This is a genomic window from Dictyobacter halimunensis, assembly GCF_036245075.1.
Genome location: NZ_BSRI01000002.1, coordinates 1,972,891 through 1,989,913, shown reverse-complemented (window position 1 = coordinate 1,989,913; position 17,023 = coordinate 1,972,891). Strand labels below are relative to the sequence as shown.

General features: G+C 55.2%; 14 protein-coding genes. 6 read left to right on the top strand and 8 right to left on the bottom strand.

Annotation, left to right across the window (positions count from 1 at the left end; genetic code table 11):
• The first annotated feature begins 250 nt into the window (after window positions 1–250).
• Window positions 251–2,323 (top strand): protein kinase domain-containing protein, encoded by a 2,073-nt coding sequence (locus AABA21_RS22260; protein ID WP_338253764.1) that lies wholly within the window; start codon window positions 251–253, stop codon window positions 2,321–2,323.
• 424 nt (window positions 2,324–2,747) lie between these two features.
• Window positions 2,748–3,896, top strand: a complete 1,149-nt coding sequence (locus tag AABA21_RS22255) for an acyl-CoA dehydrogenase family protein (RefSeq protein WP_338253763.1) — start codon at window positions 2,748–2,750, stop codon at window positions 3,894–3,896.
• Window positions 3,897–3,938: 42 nt separating this feature from the next.
• Here the strand turns inward: AABA21_RS22255 and AABA21_RS22250 are convergent, their stop codons facing one another.
• A complete protein-coding gene (locus tag AABA21_RS22250; protein ID WP_338253762.1) occupies window positions 3,939–5,048 on the bottom strand; it encodes an MGDG synthase family glycosyltransferase in 1,110 nt (369 codons plus the stop codon).
• A gap of 457 nt (window positions 5,049–5,505) precedes the next feature.
• Between AABA21_RS22250 and AABA21_RS22245 the strand changes: the two genes are divergently transcribed.
• Entirely contained in the window at window positions 5,506–6,495 is a 990-nt protein-coding gene (locus tag AABA21_RS22245; protein ID WP_338253761.1) for an alpha/beta fold hydrolase, read from the top strand.
• A 31-nt stretch (window positions 6,496–6,526) separates the two neighbouring features.
• On the opposite strand, the gene AABA21_RS22240 is transcribed toward AABA21_RS22245, so the two are convergent.
• On the bottom strand, window positions 6,527–7,048 hold the full coding sequence (locus AABA21_RS22240) for a hypothetical protein (RefSeq protein WP_338253759.1): 522 nt from the start codon (window positions 7,046–7,048) through the stop codon (window positions 6,527–6,529).
• 187 nt (window positions 7,049–7,235) lie between these two features.
• On the opposite strand from AABA21_RS22240, the gene yabN reads away from it, so the two are divergent.
• Window positions 7,236–8,756, top strand: coding sequence for a bifunctional methyltransferase/pyrophosphohydrolase YabN (gene yabN, locus AABA21_RS22235; protein WP_338253758.1), 1,521 nt, complete (start codon window positions 7,236–7,238; stop codon window positions 8,754–8,756).
• Window positions 8,757–8,847: 91 nt separating this feature from the next.
• Here yabN and AABA21_RS22230 read toward each other — a convergent pair whose 3' ends face one another.
• Entirely contained in the window at window positions 8,848–10,026 is a 1,179-nt protein-coding gene (locus AABA21_RS22230; protein WP_338253757.1) for a citrate synthase, read from the bottom strand.
• A gap of 267 nt (window positions 10,027–10,293) precedes the next feature.
• Here AABA21_RS22230 and AABA21_RS22225 point away from each other — a divergent pair, with 267 nt between their 5' ends.
• A complete protein-coding gene (locus tag AABA21_RS22225; protein WP_338253755.1) occupies window positions 10,294–10,548 on the top strand; it encodes a helix-turn-helix domain-containing protein in 255 nt (84 codons plus the stop codon).
• Window positions 10,549–10,647: 99 nt separating this feature from the next.
• Here AABA21_RS22225 and AABA21_RS22220 read toward each other — a convergent pair whose 3' ends face one another.
• The 5 genes from AABA21_RS22220 to AABA21_RS22200 all read right to left on the bottom strand — a co-directional run bounded on the left by AABA21_RS22220 (window position 10,648) and on the right by AABA21_RS22200 (window position 15,093).
• Window positions 10,648–10,929 (bottom strand): hypothetical protein, encoded by a 282-nt coding sequence (locus AABA21_RS22220; RefSeq protein ID WP_338253753.1) that lies wholly within the window; start codon window positions 10,927–10,929, stop codon window positions 10,648–10,650.
• The gene (locus tag AABA21_RS22215; RefSeq protein ID WP_338253750.1) at window positions 10,881–12,044 is read right to left on the bottom strand and encodes a DUF58 domain-containing protein; all 1,164 of its coding nucleotides are present in this window, start codon (window positions 12,042–12,044) and stop codon (window positions 10,881–10,883) included. The genes AABA21_RS22220 and AABA21_RS22215 overlap by 49 nt, the downstream gene beginning before the upstream one ends.
• Before the next feature lie 11 nt (window positions 12,045–12,055).
• A complete protein-coding gene (locus tag AABA21_RS22210) occupies window positions 12,056–13,015 on the bottom strand; it encodes an AAA family ATPase (RefSeq protein WP_338253748.1) in 960 nt (319 codons plus the stop codon).
• 102 nt (window positions 13,016–13,117) lie between these two features.
• On the bottom strand, window positions 13,118–13,984 hold the full coding sequence (locus AABA21_RS22205; RefSeq protein WP_338253746.1) for a hypothetical protein: 867 nt from the start codon (window positions 13,982–13,984) through the stop codon (window positions 13,118–13,120).
• Window positions 13,985–14,175: 191 nt separating this feature from the next.
• Window positions 14,176–15,093 (bottom strand): glycosyltransferase family 9 protein, encoded by a 918-nt coding sequence (locus AABA21_RS22200; RefSeq protein WP_338253744.1) that lies wholly within the window; start codon window positions 15,091–15,093, stop codon window positions 14,176–14,178.
• A gap of 350 nt (window positions 15,094–15,443) precedes the next feature.
• Between AABA21_RS22200 and purH the strand changes: the two genes are divergently transcribed.
• Window positions 15,444–17,015: a bifunctional phosphoribosylaminoimidazolecarboxamide formyltransferase/IMP cyclohydrolase gene (gene purH / locus AABA21_RS22195; RefSeq protein ID WP_338253743.1), complete on the top strand. Its 1,572-nt coding sequence runs from the start codon at window positions 15,444–15,446 to the stop codon at window positions 17,013–17,015.
• The last annotated feature ends 8 nt before the right edge of the window (window positions 17,016–17,023 follow it).

Sequence of the window (17,023 nt, the reverse complement as noted above, 5' to 3'; positions counted from 1 at the left end):
GATGCAAGCGAGCATGCCGGGGGCATGATCAAGCGGCCAGCCCGAGCTGGGCAAGCCTAACACCTACGGGGGCGCGGGGGCTGTGCCCCCGGCAACTCCTCCCCATCACGCCCGCTACGCGGGCGAACAATCCATCAAACGAAGTTTGATAAAGTATTATGGCGGCATTCCTCTTGACAATGCTCATGCATTTGTACTACCTTACTTGAGGATCACTTAATCTGGTACAAATGTTTTTATTGGGAGTTCGATGGCACTTTCATCTCATGTGTTTTGCGACAATTGTGGCGCCGCCAATCGTGAGCAGGCCCAGTTCTGCCGGGCGTGCGGACAACCGCTGCATCTTCCAGATACCTCCACGCACAGTTCCACCCTGACCGGCCTGCTGACGGCCCAGGCGATGCTGAAGCAGCGCTATCTGATCCTGGGCCAGACCGGGCGTGGTGGCTTTGGCGCGGTCTACAAGGCGTCGGACCTGGAGTTTGGCAACCGCCTGGTGGCTATTAAGGAGATGAGCCAGAGTAGCCTGAACTCGAAAGAACTGGAGGAGGCGCTGGCCTCCTTCAAGCATGAGGCGATGCTGCTGGCCGGCCTGACCCATCCCAATCTTCCCCGCATCTATGATCAATTCATGGAAGGTGGCCGCTCCTACCTGGTGATGGATTTTATCGATGGGGAGACGCTGGAGGATCGCTTACAGCGCCTGAACGGGGCGAAGCTACCTATTGAGAAGGTGCTGGATATCGCTCTGCAACTGTGCGGGGTGCTCGAATACCTGCATACGCGCCAGCCGCCGATCATCTTCCGCGATCTGAAGCCCGCCAATATTATGTTGACCTCTACCGGTCATCTCTACCTGATCGATTTCGGCATCGCCCGCAATTTTACGCCCGGCAAGGAGAAGGATACGACCGCCCTGGGCTCGTATGGCTATGCGCCACCTGAGCAGTATGGCAAGTCCCAGACCACGGCGCGCGCGGATATCTATAGCCTGGGGGCGACGTTGCACCAGCTGTTGACGGGTGAGGATCCCTCGGAGACGCCGTTTCAGTTTTCACAGCTGCACCTGGCGGATGAGCGGCTCGCGCCCCTGGCATCCCTGGTGATGAGTATGGTCAGCGTGGATATCAACAAACGACCCGCCGATATCGCCCAGGTGCGTCAGCAGTTGCATGCCGTGACCATGCAGTATACGCTGGGACAGACCTTGCCGCGTATGACTTTGAATGGCACGTCACAGATGCCCGTTCCCACGCCTCTGGCTCCACTGCCTCCAAAGGCGGATGCTTCCTCCTCGATGGCGGTCTATCAAACGCCGCCCGCGGTCCCTAAAACGCCGACCGGTAAACGCGCGCCCCGGCGTACGGGTCCGCCTCAGGTGTTTCCGCAGGCCAATATGCTCTATGCCTGCCAGGGCCATACCACACGGATTACGGCCCTGGCCTGGTCGCCCGATGGTAAGTACCTGGCTTCGGCCAGCTATGATAAGACGGTTCAGATCTGGGATGCCGCTAATGGCAAACACCTATTCACCTACAAAAAACATACTGAGCGCGTCAATAGTGTGTGCTGGTCGCCGGATAGTCAGATGGTTGCTTCGGCCTCTGACGACCATACGGTGCGCCTCTGGCGGTCACCGACGGGCCAGACAGAGCATGTCTTTGACAAACATAGTGGAGCCGTGAAGACTGTCGCCTGGTCCCCTGATGGTCAATCGCTGGCATCGGCGGGCCAGGATACGAAGGTGCTGATCTGGCAGGCGCGGGAGGGGGCCCATGAGGTCAGCGTCACCTATCAGGAGCATACCGCCTCCGTCAACACGTTGGGCTGGTCGTCCGATAGCCACCTGATCGCCTCGGCAGGTGAGGATAATTGTGTACGCATCTGGGAGCCTGGTCGCGTGCAGCAGAAGCGCTCCTTTTTCAGTGCTCTCTTTTCCCCGGCACCCAGTCAGAGAGTGTTGCGTGGCTATAGTGGGAACGTACTTGCCCTGGCCTGGTCACCGAACAACCGTTACCTGGCCACGGCCAGCAGCGACTATCATGTGCGCATAGATGGCACCCACAGTGGCTATGCCTTCAGCCATGTGAAGATTGATAATTCGACCCTCAAAAATACGCTGGCCTGGTCTCCTTCGGGACAGCACCTGGCCATTGGCGGCAACGACAAACTGATCCACCTCTGGAGCGTTGCCGCCAAAAAAGAAACGTACAGCTATCATGGACACAGCGGCTACGTCCAGAGCGTCGTCTGGTCCCCCGACGGTAGCCGCATCGCCTCCGCTGGCGTCGACCGCACCATTCAGGTCTGGCAAGCCACATAAGGGGTGCAGGGGACTCCCTGCCGGGGAGTGGGGCGTCCCCACTAATCAAAAAAACATTCTCTGCCGCAGTATAAGGAGTGCAGGGGTCTTCCTGCCGGGGAGTGGGGCGTCCCCATAAATTCAAAACATCCTCTGCTGCAGTATAAGGGGTGCAGGGGTCTCCCTGCCGGGGAGTGGGGCGCCCCCACTAATCAAAAACATTCTCTGCCGCTGGATAAGGGGTGCAGGGGTCTCCCTGCCGGGGAGTGGGGCGTCCCCACTAATCAAAAACATTCTCTGCCGCTTGCGGCAGAGAATGTTTTTGATTAGCCTTCTTTTTCCTTGTAGATTCTGGTAACATATGCTACGTCTATGTATGATGTGATGGCCGCTAAAAATCGCGCGCTTTGTACTGGATGACAGAGAAATAAGGAGAGCACATTCAATGCAATTCGACCTCAATGAAGAGCAAACGGATATTCGCGACATGGTGCGTCGCTTTACCACCCAGGAAATTACCCCTCATGCCGAGCAGTGGGATGAGCAAGATTATTTTCCCCGCGAAGTATTTGTCAAAATGGCCGAGCTAGGGCTGCTGGGTATGACGGTCCCTGAAGAATATGGTGGCATTATGCTGGATCGCCAGTCCTGCGCCCTGGTCTATGAAGAACTGGCCCGTGGCGATATGGCGACCGCCGTCGGTCTGGGGGTACATAATATGGTGGCCGGTGCGCTCTCACATTTCGCCAGTGAGGAGCAGCGGCAGCGCTGGCTGCCGCGCATGGTTGAAGGAGAGCTATTTGGCGCCTTCTCGCTCAGCGAGTCGGGCTCCGGTTCGGATGCGGCCAGCCTGCAGTGCCAGGCGGAAACGCAGACCGATGGTTATATGATCAATGGCGCCAAGATGTGGGTGACCAATGGCGGCGAGGCCGATATCTATCTATTGATGGCGCGCAATGGCGTGGGTAGCGGATCCGCTGGCATCACCTGTTTTGTGGTAGAGAAAGGCTGTCCCGGCTTCTCCTTTGGAAAGCGCGAACGCAAGATGGGACTGCACTCCTCACCCACGCGTGAATTGCTCTTCGAGAACTGCCTGGTACCTGAGGAGCAGCGTATCGGTGAAGAAGGCCAGGGCTTCAAATTGGCCCTTGCGGCCCTGGATGGTGGACGTGTCAATGTCGGCGCGATCGCGGTCGGTGTGGCCCAGGCGGCCTTTGACGTAGCCTGCGCCTATGCCCAGGAGCGCCAGCAATTTGGTCACGCCATTGGCACCTTTCAGGGCATCCAGTTTATGCTGGCCGACATGGCCATGAAGATCGAGGCGGCCCGCCTGCTGGTCTATGAAGCAGCCTATAAGATGGACAAGGGCGAGTCAGCCAGCATGTACGCGTCGATGGCGAAATGCTTCGCCACCGACATGGCGATGGAGGTGACGACCAACGCCGTGCAGGTCCTCGGCGGAGCCGGCTATGTCCGCGACTATCCCGTCGAGCGCTATATGCGCGACATCAAGATCTCCCAGATCTTCGAGGGCACCAACCAGATCCAGCGCATCGTCATCGCACGCCACCTGCTCGGCAACCTCCGCCCATAGGTTCGGACCTCGCGTCCGATTAATCGGACGCGAGGTCCGAACCTATGGGAGGGTTTGGTGGAGGAGGGGGACGATCTGGGCCATGCGGTCGTTATTCCATTGTTGATATGCGGCCACCGTCTGCTCCATTTTTTGTAATATGTCGCGCTGCTCGCTGAGCTTTTTGAGCAGCGTGCATTGTTCTTCCAGGGTCAGGGCTACCCAGCCCAGTTGATGTTGTTGAATAAATTCGAGGTTGGCCTCTTCTTGCCCGGGAATGTAGGTGGTGGCGATAAATGGTTTGCCCAGCGTTACTGACTCGAAGAGCATGTTGGGACCGGCTTTCCCCATGATCACATCGGCGGCCGCCATGTAGGTTGCGATATCTTTTGTGAAGGGGAGTGGATAGACATTTTTTACCTGCTGGAAGCGTGTCCGCAGCGCCTGATTGGTGCCGGTAGCCAGAATGATCTGCAGTTTTTCGTTGGTATCCAGCAGTTGTTCTATCGCCTGCCCAAAGCGGGCGGCCCCCTCGCCGCCACCCTGTAAGAAGACTGTGAAGTGGGTGGGATTAAGCCCTAACTGCTGCAATACTCTGGCCCGACCCTCCCCTGTAGCCTGTGCCGCCTGCTGGCTAAATTGAGCGCGTACCGGCCAGCCGACCTGGTGTAGACGATCTGGCGCGAAACCGGCCTCCAGTGCCCGCTGATAGGTTTCTTGTGTGGGAGCCAGCACCGCGCTGGCCCTCTTTTCCGTTAGCCAGGATGCATGCAATGCTTTGGGATCGGTGAAGAGCATCACGAACGGAATGGGGGCCTTTAAACTCTTCAGAACCTGCACCACCTCTTGCGTCAAAAAAGGATAGGTCGTAATGATCAGAGATGGCTGCAGACGCTGAATAGCGGCGCGCAGCGCGCGCGCCACCATTGGTGTAAAGAGGCTATGGGCCACATGAGCTCGCCAGGGAGTGTCCATCAAGCGAAACTCGGCCGACCAGAGCCAGAGCGCATAGCGACTGACCAACCGATAATGCCAATTGATGAAGCTGGACTGCGGGTCCAGGATCTCAATCTGTACATTTTCTTCACTCGCTTGCAGTTGATCGCGTAGCGACTCCGCGAGGCTGACGTGGCCACCGCCAGTTTTCGATGTAAGAATCAAAATGGTACGCATTCTGCTGTACTGTCCTCTCTTCCCGCTCCCTTTGTACTGAATGTCACGCCTATGGCGCTCAAAAGGTTTTATATATGGGCTGGTGCAAAAAACGCGCGTTGGACGCGCGTTTTTTGCACCAGCCCATATATAAAACTAGGATTTTTGAAATTCGGCATTGTCCTTTCCGACTATACCATATTTCATTTGCCCCTGACCATGAGGCCGGGACATTTCTTGGCGCGTACGATGCCCTATGGTAAAATGGTTCATGCCCATTACTAATGGGTCCCTTTATCACCTTTCGCTACCCATCTGAGGGTCTATTCGTAATTCTAGTGTAAGAGTGATATGTCTTTTTTGATTTATTGCCGGAAATAGTACAGCTTGAAGGCAATTTTTGAGAGAAGGTGTATCCGGTGGGTAGTTAAATCATTGGTCTGTGCCGGAACGGCACTTTGATGGAAGCGAAAGAACTATGCTACGTTACCGACTTGAAGGAAGTGGACCACCCCTCCTCCTCATTCATGGTTGGGGCGTGACCTTTGCGATATGGCAAAATTTGGCCCCACTATTAAAGTCGCATTTTCAATTGATTATGATTGAATTGCCAGGTCTGGGGGGCTCGCCACACGTTGCGGTGGATGAGCCTTACTATCAAATATGTGCCGAAGCGATTGAAGAGGTCCGTCAATTTTTAGGTATTGAGCACTGGGCAATGCTCGCATATTCATCTGGTACGCGCGCTGCTGAAGCCTATGTTAAGCGCTACCCGCAATCGGTTACCCACGCAATCTTCCTGTGCCCGACGTATATTCTGGAAATCTGGGCCTTATTCGTTCGTTTACTGGATGGACCCCATCCCCAGACATTGATGCAATGGTTCTTCTCCGATTGGCGGCTCCACAGCCTGGTGCGCGCCCTCGGTTTTAACTGGCAGCAGCACCAGTATACCCGTGTCTGGAAAAAGGAGATCGAACTCCAGCCAATCGATATTCTGGTTCGTTCTCTCTATGAGATGCCGGGCCAGGGCCGCACCCCTTTTTATGTGCCATCTATTCCTACGCTCTTCATCTGGGGTGGACGCGACGCCCTGATTGCACGCCCACGACACCTGGGACCCCATGATGTGGTGATTCCCGCTAATCATAGCGCCCCTATGCTGGCCGCGCCCTACGTAGCGGAGGTGGTGCTCCCTTTCCTGACCGAAGATCGCATAGTCAATGTCTCGAAGCCACTGACTAGGCGTCCCAGGCGGCCGTTGCGCCTGGAGGCCGGCCAGGGGAAGTTGCGACCCTTTGAGCATAGACGCTGGTTGAATCGTCAGGGAAAGAAGACGGCCCCGAGGCACTTCACCTTGAGGCGGCAGGCCAGTTTACAGACTTCGGGACGCCAGCGTCAGAGACGCGGTACGCGCGCCTCCTGGCGCCGACCTATCCGGAATAATCAAAACAGGGGACCCCATTAGAGGTCCCCTGCTGTTGATGATAGCAAATAAATTAATGCTGGGTCGCGGCCTGCATCTCGCTTTTGATGGCTTTTGTTGCGCTGGCACGCAGTGAGACAAGCTGATTATTGGATACCTGCTCGTTTGTCTTTGGATCAAAGACCACGTTATCGCGCTGGCAATAGTACAGGCTATTCCAACGGGTCGTAGCTTTATCCCAGGCTGGAAAGAGCTCAACTGTTTCGTTGTCACCACGTACAACGCGCTGGAAGGCCCAGTAAGAAACCGCCAGGGCGGTCACGATCAGTACAAGGGTGATGACCAGCAGAATTAATTGGGCAATCTGCGGGAAGCCATTCTCCAGACCACCAATCAGTGTGATAATGAGGAAGAGACAGATGCCGACGAAAAAGCCACAAATGGTTATGGGTTTCATCATAGATACATTACGTGTAGGCATATCCGGCGGGGCACAACGGGCCACACCAGAGTTGTATGCTGCTTGCATGGTCTTGACCTGGTCTGATTGATTACAGACCGGGCAAGATGGTTTTGTGCTGTCAGCGGACGCCATCGAGAACCTCCTTGTAGTGCTTATCCAATGAATAAGCAACCTTCGCTGTATTGTTATAAAAATAGCATAGCATGTTGTTGCACATTCGACAATGCTGAGATCCCTCCGTGCTTATTATTTGACACGGTTTGGTACAACCGGTACACTTACCACCAGCACGGTGGAGTAAGGAGAGGATCTTTTTTTTATGACTGAAACGACTGCATCAGCGATTACTATTGTGGGCCTGGGGCCTGGTAGCATAAACGATCTGACGGTGGAGGCTCGCCGCGTGCTCGCGCAGGCGGCCGAGCATGATCAAACTGTCTACTTCCGTACTATTATTCACCCGACTGTCGAGCCATTGAAGCTAGACCTACCTAAATTACGTATTGAATCCTTCGATAGACTCTATGATGAATCGGATGATTGGAGCACGCTCTACCAGCAGATTGCCACGGAGGTCTGTGACCAGGCGGCCGCGCAGCCGGTGATCTATGTTGTTCCCGGCCATCCCCTGGTAGGAGAGACATCGGTGCAGCTAGTGCTCGAACTGGCGCGGCAGCGCGGCTTATCGACTCGTATCGTCTCCGGCCTTTCTTTTATCGAGCCGGTCTGTAACCTACTGGCTCTTGATCCCTTTGAGGTGGGCGCGCAGATTATTGACGCGACCAACCTGGCTTTCTCACATCGCGACGAGGTGGCGGGCAAGATTATCCCGACCATCCCCTTGATGGTGGTTCAGGTGTATAATCGTCGCCTGGCCAGCGAGGTCAAGCTGGCGCTGGGCGAATGTTATCCAGATGAATGGCCGGTCAAGCTGGTGCGTGCCGCCGGCGTGGGAGAAGATGAGGCGGTGATCGAGATGCCGTTGTACGAGCTGGACCGCAATAACTTCGCCAATCATCTGAGCACACTGTATGTGCCGCCTGTTGGCGAACTCTCCGCTTTGCGCCTGCCCGAGACCCTGCGCTATATTACCATGCGCCTGCGTCGCGAGCCCGATGGTTGCCCCTGGGACCGCCAGCAGACGCATGATAGCCTGAAGCGCTACGTGATTGAGGAGACCTACGAAGTGGTGGAGGCGCTGGAAGAGCACGATATGGACAAGCTGGCGGAAGAGCTTGGGGACCTGCTGCTCCAGGTCTATCTGCACTCGGAGGTCGCGCGACAGGCGGACGAGTTTTCGATCGGTGACGTCTATGAGCATATCAATGCCAAGCTGATCCGCCGCCATCCCCATGTCTTTGGTGACGTTGAGGTGCAGAATGCCGGCCAGGTGGTGCAGAACTGGGAAGAGATTAAGAAGCAGGAACGTGCGTCGGCCGGCGTGGATACCGCCAGTGAGAGTGTACTGGACCGTGTACCACAGGCTACTCCGGCCCTGATGGTGGCGCAGGAGTACCAGAAGCGCGTAGTGAAGACCGGCTTTGAGTTTACGTCACTGCAGGATGTCTATGCCAAGCTGGAAGAAGAGTTGGAAGAGATCAAAAAAGCTATCTCGCCCGATGAGCAATTAGAGGAGATCGGAGACGTGCTGTTTATGGTGGCCAAACTGGCGCGCTTCCTCAAGCTTGATGCCGAGGAGGCGTTGCGCCTGGCCAATCGCAAGTTCCGCCGCCGCTTCCAATCTATGGAAGAGATGGCCAGGGCTGAGGGGCGTCCCTTAACCTCTTATAGTACCCCCGAATGGGAGGCGTTGTGGGCGCGCGCCAAAGCACAGGTGTAAAACACCAAAACAGAAGATGCGATTAAGTGAGGGATGCGCAGTGCGCATCCCTCACTTAATCGCATCTTCTGTTTTGGTGTTTTATAATAATTTATGAGCGGTCGGCGAGGGGAACGAATGTTTCGTTCGAGGGACCGGTATACTCGGCCTCGGGTCGGATCAGGCGGTTGTTGTTGGTCTGCTCCAGAATGTGGGCGGTCCAACCGGCGCAGCGACTGACGGCGAAGGTCGGCGTAAAGAGATCTCCAGTCAGGCCAACGGACTTCATCAAGGCGGCCGAATAGAACTCTACGTTGGTATACAGACGACGACCAGGTTTTAGCTCATCGAGTAGGGCGATCGCGGTCTTTTCTACGTGATGGGCGAGCTTGAAATCCTCTGGATCGGCGACTTGAGCCATCTCTCGTAACTCTTCTGCACGAGGATCGGCGGTCTTATAGACGCGATGACCAAAGCCCATCAGGCGACCACCATGGGTAATCGCGTCGCGAATCCAGGGCTCCGCATTCTCGATGGTACCGATGGTGTGTAACATATCCTGTACCTTAGAGGGTGCTCCACCATGTAGGGGTCCCTTTAAAGCTCCCAGCGCGGCGACCAGTGAAGAAACAATATCGGACTCAGTGCTGGCAACGATACGAGCGGTGAATGTTGAGGCATTCATGCCATGATCGGCAAGCAGTACCAGGTAGGAATTTAACCCCTTGACATGCCCCTCTTTCGGCACCTCGCCTGTGAGCAGATAAAGATAGTTGGCAGCATGTCCCAGTTCTGCGCGTGACTCCAGAATCTCCTTGCCGTTACGTAGACGGTTGAACGCTGCCAGGATCAACGGGAAGCGGGCCGTCACGGCGATGGCCTGATCGATGGTTGGCTTTCCGGAGATGCTGACCGCGCCCCAGGCGGACACTGCGGTGCGCAGTACATCCATGGGCTCGGTGGTGCCGGGAAGCTCACGAATCGTCTGCAGAACTACCTCGGGCAATGAGCGCTGCGCCACAAATTTCTGATGCAGATCCGAAAGCTCTTTCTGGTTGGGAAGGTGTCCAAACCAGAGCAGGTGGGCTACCTCTTCAAAGCTACAGGTCTGGGCCAGGTCGTGAATATCATAACCGCGATAAACCAGGCGTCCGGCGGTGCCATCGACCTTACTGATAGCGGTTGTGGCAGCCACAATTCCCTCTAATCCGCCTTTATTTGGCTTGACCGGAGAATTGGGTGCGTTATCTTTCTGTGGGGTGTTTCCTGTATCTGGTATCGTCATTGACATTGTACATCTGCTCCTTTGCTACTATGATAATACTGATCAAATACATTCGTCTCCTGTTAGTTGTATCATCTATACCCATGAATGTCAATAAAACTCGATGTTATTTGATTTATATTGATCGCATCGCATAAGGCTTGATTTTTTAGCCCAAACATGCGATTATAAAAGGTAACATAAGATATTTAATACGTACCTGATAATACTTTATCGGCTCAAGGTGCAAAAAATACAATAAACGCATACGAGCTACGAAAGGAGGGCTGGGCCTTGATTGAGTTAAATGGTGAACATTATTTGGATGGGCAAGAGGCTTCAACATTGCTGGGCGTAAAAATTTCAACCCTGTACACGTATGTCAGTCGGGGAATTCTTAAGAGCTATCGCCAGGGGATCAAACGTCAGAGGCTCTATAAACAGGTGGAGTTAGAAGCCCTCCTACGGTTACGGGAGAGCGACGACACCTCATCGCAGAATGTGATTCCGGAGATTCCTTACGCCAGTGATTGGGTCTCAGATATTTAATGCGTTCTATATATCATATCTCGTATATGCGCCCCTCGCGGGCGCTTTTGGCTTTTCTTGATGCATTAAGCGCCCGCGAGGGGCGCATATACGGGATGCTTAAAGGTTAAAGCCAGCGGCTTCCGTTGGCATATCCTCATTGTCTGGTTGAACGTTGCCGTATGTTACCTGTAGATTATTCCAGATCTCCTCACCGCCCAGGTAATACACCGGAAAGCCAGCGATCCTGCTTGGAGGCGGATTGTCCCCAACGAGCAGAAGTGAGACGGCATGCCCGCTCCGTTTCATGCGCAGCATCACTTCCATCAGGCGTTCACTGATGATGCTGGTAATCACGACGACGGTTGTGCCGTTCGGGAGACGCGCTCGTTCCCTTTGCATGACATCTTCCAGGGGGTGCCCATATGTGATTGAATGCGCGCCAGCGCCTCCATCAGACGCCGACGCTGCTCCTCACTTCTGGCTGATGGTATGCTGACCGTTCGGCGCTTCAGCTGACGAGCAATGGTTTTTTTCAGGTCGTATTCACCCTCTTCTTCGTCCATTACATCTTCGTCGTCATCCCGCAGACTCATGGGAGTATTGGCATAGAGGCCTACCGTATATCCCTCATCGAGTGCCCAGTTGCTGATAGAGGCGGCCGCGCATATAGCCAGCTCTTGCAGGGCTGGATGAATGCTATAGTAGTTATCCAGCTTTAAGGATGAGTTCAGAAAAATGGAGAGCGAATACGTAGTCGTGGATTCATAGATCTTGCTTTGCAACTCCTGGACGCGCGCGGTCGCCTTCCAATCCACCCGACGCAGGCTGTCACCATAGGCGTACTCGCGTACCCCTATGACGCGTGAAGGATCCTCCATGAAGCGTCTCCTGGTGCGATAGTCGCCAAATGGACGTTGCGAGGGCAGATTAAAGCTACTGATGGGCACCACCAGGGGATAGACTACCATATGCTCGACCGCCTCGTCCTGCAGTTCGCGACCGATAAAGCCGAAGGGATCGCTGCTCTGGAGCGTAGCCGGACCAAAGGTATAGACGCCGCGATTGATGCACTGCACGGTGTAGGTGCGCGTGACACGTTCATACCAGCGCAGACTAAAGAGGCTCTCCAGGGTGACGATGTTGCTGACCAACGTTTTGCGGAAGGTCTGCCCCTTCAGTGGTAGGGCGCGTGGGATGTTGTCGTTGACCTGTAGGACTGGTAACGGCAGGAGCTTGGCGTTCTCGATCGAGATAGATAGCGTAACCTCCTCACCGAAGAGAACCCTGGTTTCGCTGAGGTGGCGCTGATAGCGTATCTCGCGCAGGCAGTAGGTGGCCCAGATATCAGTAATCACCAGCGCGCACAGGAAGATGCTGCTACAGACCAGCAAGAGTGGGATGTGTGTTGGGATACTGAGTAGCAGGATGAAGCCGCCGAGCAGATACAGTTTTCGGTTGACGCGGTTCTCATCTATCCGTTGCTGTTGGCTGGTTTCGCGCTGTCGTCGCGCCATCCGCATCTGACTCATTGCTCGACCGGGACGGCTGTGCTATGCAGGATATCTACGATAACCTGGTCCATATCGTGCCCATGCAACCGCGACTGACTGGTGGCGATGATGCGATGCGCAAGCACATTGGGAGCCAGGCGCTTCACATCATCTGGGATGACATAGCCGCGACCTTCAATAGCGGCCATCGCCTGGCTGGCTCGATAGAGGGCCAGCGTGCCGCGAGGGCTGACGCCGAGCTCAACCTCACTGTGATCGCGGGTCGCATGCACCAGGTCAACGATGTAGTTTTCGATGCCCGAGCTGACATGGATCTTGCGAATCGCCTGTTGCAGGCGTGTCAGTTGTTCCGCGTCTACTACGGGTTTCAGTTCCTGTAGCGGCTGCTCCTCTTTGAAGCGACGCAGGATCTGGCGCTCCTCATTTTTATCGGGATAGTTAAGGCGCAGGCGCATCAGGAAGCGATCCAGCTGTGCCTCCGGCAGGGGAAATGTGCCCTCCAGTTCAACGGGATTTTGCGTGGCTACCACCATGAAGGGACGCGGAAGCGGCAGGCTGTTGCGCTCAATGCTGATCTGCCTCTCTTCCATGGCCTCCAGCAGGGCCGACTGCGTGCGCGGGGTGGCGCGATTGATTTCATCTGCCAGCACGATCTGGGACAGCAATGGGCCGGGCCGGAATTCGAACTCGCCCTTTTTCTGATTGTAGAAGGTGATGCCGGTGATATCTGATGGCAACAGGTCTGGCGTAAACTGGATACGCTGAAAGCTACAGCCGAGTGAGCGCGCGAGAGCTTTGGCTATCGTTGTCTTACCGATGCCGGGCACATCCTCGAACAGCACATGACCCTCGCAGAGCAGCGCCACCACCAGCAGTTGGATCACCTCATCCTTACCAATGATGACGCGGCTGACATTGTTTCCAATTGTAGCGGCCATACGTTGTATCGATCGAATTTCATCGTTCTGTTCCATATATATTCCTATGCATGTGTGGTATATATCTTTTTATGCAACTCGTATAGATTTATACGCACAAAGGAACGCAAAATTCACCAGCATATACCTGATTTCGACTTATTTCCCCAGAATCTGTACCGTCGCCGGCTGCGATGTAGTCTGCTGATTATTCTGGTCGCTGGCAATGGCTGTCACGCGGGCGGCAATCGCCGGTGTGAAACGGCTGAAGGCGCGCTCGTCGATCGTCCAGGGAATGGTGGCTGCGCCATTGGCATCGGCGGTCACCTCCGTTGTCTGCTGGAAGGAGGGCGAAGCATTATAGGTAATCAGCAGCTTCACGGTGGCTCCGGGTTGGGTCGCGACTGTCACATTGACCGTGCTGTGATTGGGGGCCTGCGCGGGCAGGTTGGTGAACTGTACGGTCAATGGTCCGTTATTAGGCACGGGCGTTGGTGTAGGTGCGACCGTCGGCTGCGGCGTTGGTGTAGGCGCAACCGTCGGCTGCGGCGTAGGAGTAGCAGTCGGCTGCGTCGTAGGGGTCGCGGTCGGCTGCGTCGTAGGAGTAGCGGTCGGCGTCGGCTGTGGACTCGTCGCTACAGCCTGTGGACCATCCGGATTGGGATTGTTCGCTGACCTTGTAAACGATGAGAAGGCTGTACCAAGTAAAATAGCACCAACAATGCTGCACAGGATGACCACACCAATAGCGATGAAGAGTACTTTATATGCGGGATCTGATCTCCACAAATACGCGAGTTTCGTATGCCAGGGTCCAGGTGGAAGCGTCTGCGCCTTTTTCTTATTGATGAGCTGTTCTGGCCGTACTGTGGGGCCTGGATGCTGACCTGGCTTGAATGGCGCGCCAGCCCCTGGCTGATAGGGAGCACCAGGGGTCGGGGGATTGGCCTGGTACATTTCTGTTGGAGCATCATGCTGTGCCGGCATACCGGGCGGATAATTTGGGTTCGATGGACCGAGATTCATACAAAGTCCTCCTCTCTACTAGGAGCTGCAGCAGGTAAAAATGCGAAAGATCAAATATATAACTGCTATGGATCGTAAAGAAATAATTTCTTTTGCAGCATCCAACGCTTTAGATTAAAAAGGTCAATGATAACGAGTATATGCGATCTGCCTGCTTATGTAAAATTTATAGGACCCCTGAAGCTGGAGATTTATGATGTTATGCGTGTGAGGGTGGTTAATACGGCGTCGGGAGGGAGGTGGTCGAGGTGAGGACTACGGAGGACGGTGACGCGGGGTCCCTGGGGACGCCAGATCCGGGGATTGCTGGGTCCGAAGAGGGCTACGGTTGGGAGTCCGAGCATGGCGGCGAGATGGGTGATGCCAGAGTCGTTGCCCAGGTAGGCGCGGCACTGCTGGAGCCTGCGGGCTACTGTGAGCAGGGGAGCATTGCTTAGTTGTTGATATAGCGATTGCTCGGGCGGTTCCGGTAGCAGATGGAGCAGCTCGCGCAGCCGTGATTGTTCGGCGGGTCCTGACAGCACGAGGACCGGGATATGTTGTTGCCACAGCTCTATAATGGTGCGGGCAAAGTGAGCGACCGGCCAGCATTTAGCCTGACCGCCACTGCCCGGGTGAATGGCTATGGCCCCTGCTGTATGATCGTCTCTGTTCCGCCACGCATAGGCAGCGGGAACAGACCATTGATGTTTTATAGCGGCATCTTCAACGATGCTGGTGGCGAGGTAGGCGCTAATGGGCAGATCGTATGTATCCGTTGGACGCCCTGGGATAATGTTGTACTGTGGAATCCCGGCAGCCTCCAGGTTGGCCGCGATCACCCCATCTGCATCTTTCAGCCAGCAAATCGCCCTGTCAAAGGTACACAGAAAGTCCAGCAGAGCGTGCCGACCTGAAGCGGTCGGGGGCAGAAACAACTGGCTCCAGCGCCGCTCCTCATAGCTGGCGACCTCGTCCGCCAGTTCAAATGCCTGGATCAGAGGAAGCACGGCAGCGTTGCCCACAAAGGTGAGATGCGTGCCCGGTACGCGGGTGCGCAGATAGTGCAGCAATGGAAACGTCACCAGCGTATCACCAATGGCCCCTGGCCGTACAATGAGTATGCGCATAACTTCCTCTTTTCTTAATATTCACACTCATTTTTGTGTGGGAGTGGCAGAAGCGCATCCGCGCCCCCAGGCACCAACTCACAAGAGATATCTGAGCACAGTAGGTGTGAAAACAAACCTTCTGACTAGCCCTGGAGCGGCTTGCTAAATGGTCGCGTTCGCCGTTCTATGCCTTGTGGCATATACTGATACAAATAGGATATTCCCGACTTTCTTCTCAGGAGAAAAGTCAACTTTATTATGCGCTGTTCTTTTTAGCTTAGCTCGCTTGCGCGCCATTGTATGGCGGCATTCGTATCCGGCATCTCTGTGGTTTGTTCTTATCCTAATACATCCCGAAAGGATGACCAATGAGAGCGATAATCAGTGTGGCTAACCGTGAGGGCCTTTCTATGCTGGCGCAGGAGTTGCAGAGCCATCACGTAACCTTGTTCTCTACCCATGGAACACAGCAGGCTCTGGCAGCAGAGGGTATCAAGGCTCTATCTACCGATGAGTTGACCCATTTCCCTCAGATTCTGGATGGAAGCGTCAAGACGTTGCATCCAGCTATCTTTGGTGGCATTCTGGCTCATCGTGGACTGACTGAGCATGAGAAGGAACTCAAGTCGCATCACATTGTACCCATCGATATCGTTGTAGTCAACCTGTATCCCTTTGTAGAGACGGCGCGTGATCCTTCGGCATCCCTGGATGATGCACTGGAGCAGATCGATATCGATGGTGTGGCCTTGGTGCGTGCGGCCGCCAAAAATTTTCAGGATGTGGTGGTACTGGTACGTCCCCAGGATTATGCTCCGGTATTGCAGGAGTGGCGTGAGCAGGGAGAGATAAGCCTTGAGACACGGCGCCGGCTGGCGGCGATCGCCTTTCAACACACGGCCAGCTACGATGCGGCGATCGCAGAGTATTTACGTGGTCCTACCGGGGAGCGTTTCCCGGAAGAGCTAACCATCCCGTTAGGGCGTCTGCATGTATTGCGCTATGGTGAAAATCCGCATCAGCACGCGGCCTTCTATCGTTGGGCCGACCCCTCACCGGCGTGCTCAAACCTTCCCAGCCTGGCGAACTGTGAGATTCTACAGGGAAAAGAACTTTCGTACAATAACCTGCTGGACCTGGACGCGGCCTTAAATATCGTACAGAGCTTTACCGCTCCCGCCATTGCCATCGTCAAGCACACCAATCCCTGTGGATTGGCCTGTGACGATGCACTGGTCGAAGCTTATAAAAAAGCCCATGCCGGCGATCCGGTCTCAGCCTTTGGAGGGATCATCGGAAGCAATCGCCCCATCGATAAGGCGACCGCCTCGGAGATCAGTCAGCTATTTTATGAAGCCATTGTTGCCCCCGATTTTGCTCCTGAGGCGCGCCAGACCCTGGGTACGCGCAAGAATTTGCGGCTGCTGGCAACCCACCATGCCATTGAACCCAGGGCGATTAATACCCAGCTTTTGCTGGGTGGCCACCTGGAGGCCAGAACGGTTGGAGGCGGCCTGCTGCTGCAGACGCCCGATTTCGTGGGGGATGGGGAGGTTGACTATCGCGTCGTGACCGATCGTGATCCAACGCTGGAGGAGATTACCGATCTGATGTTCGCCTGGAAGGCGGTGCGGGGCGTCAAATCTAATGCTATCGTGCTGGCGCATAAGCTGATGGTTGTTGGTGTTGGGGCGGGACAGATGAACCGCGTGACCAGCGTACAACTGGCGGTTGCCAAAGCCGGAGAACGTGCGCGCGGGGCGGTCCTGGCTTCGGATGCCTTTTTCCCCTTTGCCGATGGCGTCGAATGTGCCGCGAAAGCTGGCATCACTGCCATCATTCAGCCGGGTGGATCACTGCGCGACGAAGAATCGATTCGCATGGCGAACAAGCACGTCATCGCTATGATCTTTACCGGCAAGCGCCACTTCAGACATTAAGCGCTGCG

What these genes read in the sequence shown, in the direction of transcription:
- AABA21_RS22260 (WP_338253764.1), top strand. Translation starts at nt 251, where the DNA reads ATGGCACTTTCATCTCATGTGTTTTGCGACAATTGTGGCGCCGCCAAT.
- AABA21_RS22255 (WP_338253763.1), top strand. Translation starts at nt 2,748, where the DNA reads ATGCAATTCGACCTCAATGAAGAGCAAACGGATATTCGCGACATGGTG.
- AABA21_RS22250 (WP_338253762.1), bottom strand. Translation starts at nt 5,048, where the DNA reads ATGCGTACCATTTTGATTCTTACATCGAAAACTGGCGGTGGCCACGTC.
- AABA21_RS22245 (WP_338253761.1), top strand. Translation starts at nt 5,506, where the DNA reads ATGCTACGTTACCGACTTGAAGGAAGTGGACCACCCCTCCTCCTCATT.
- AABA21_RS22240 (WP_338253759.1), bottom strand. Translation starts at nt 7,048, where the DNA reads ATGGCGTCCGCTGACAGCACAAAACCATCTTGCCCGGTCTGTAATCAA.
- yabN (WP_338253758.1), top strand. Translation starts at nt 7,236, where the DNA reads ATGACTGAAACGACTGCATCAGCGATTACTATTGTGGGCCTGGGGCCT.
- AABA21_RS22230 (WP_338253757.1), bottom strand. Translation starts at nt 10,026, where the DNA reads ATGTCAATGACGATACCAGATACAGGAAACACCCCACAGAAAGATAAC.
- AABA21_RS22220 (WP_338253753.1), bottom strand. Translation starts at nt 10,929, where the DNA reads ATGCAAAGGGAACGAGCGCGTCTCCCGAACGGCACAACCGTCGTCGTG.
- AABA21_RS22215 (WP_338253750.1), bottom strand. Translation starts at nt 12,044, where the DNA reads ATGGCGCGACGACAGCGCGAAACCAGCCAACAGCAACGGATAGATGAG.
- AABA21_RS22210 (WP_338253748.1), bottom strand. Translation starts at nt 13,015, where the DNA reads ATGGAACAGAACGATGAAATTCGATCGATACAACGTATGGCCGCTACA.
- AABA21_RS22205 (WP_338253746.1), bottom strand. Translation starts at nt 13,984, where the DNA reads ATGAATCTCGGTCCATCGAACCCAAATTATCCGCCCGGTATGCCGGCA.
- AABA21_RS22200 (WP_338253744.1), bottom strand. Translation starts at nt 15,093, where the DNA reads ATGCGCATACTCATTGTACGGCCAGGGGCCATTGGTGATACGCTGGTG.
- purH (WP_338253743.1), top strand. Translation starts at nt 15,444, where the DNA reads ATGAGAGCGATAATCAGTGTGGCTAACCGTGAGGGCCTTTCTATGCTG.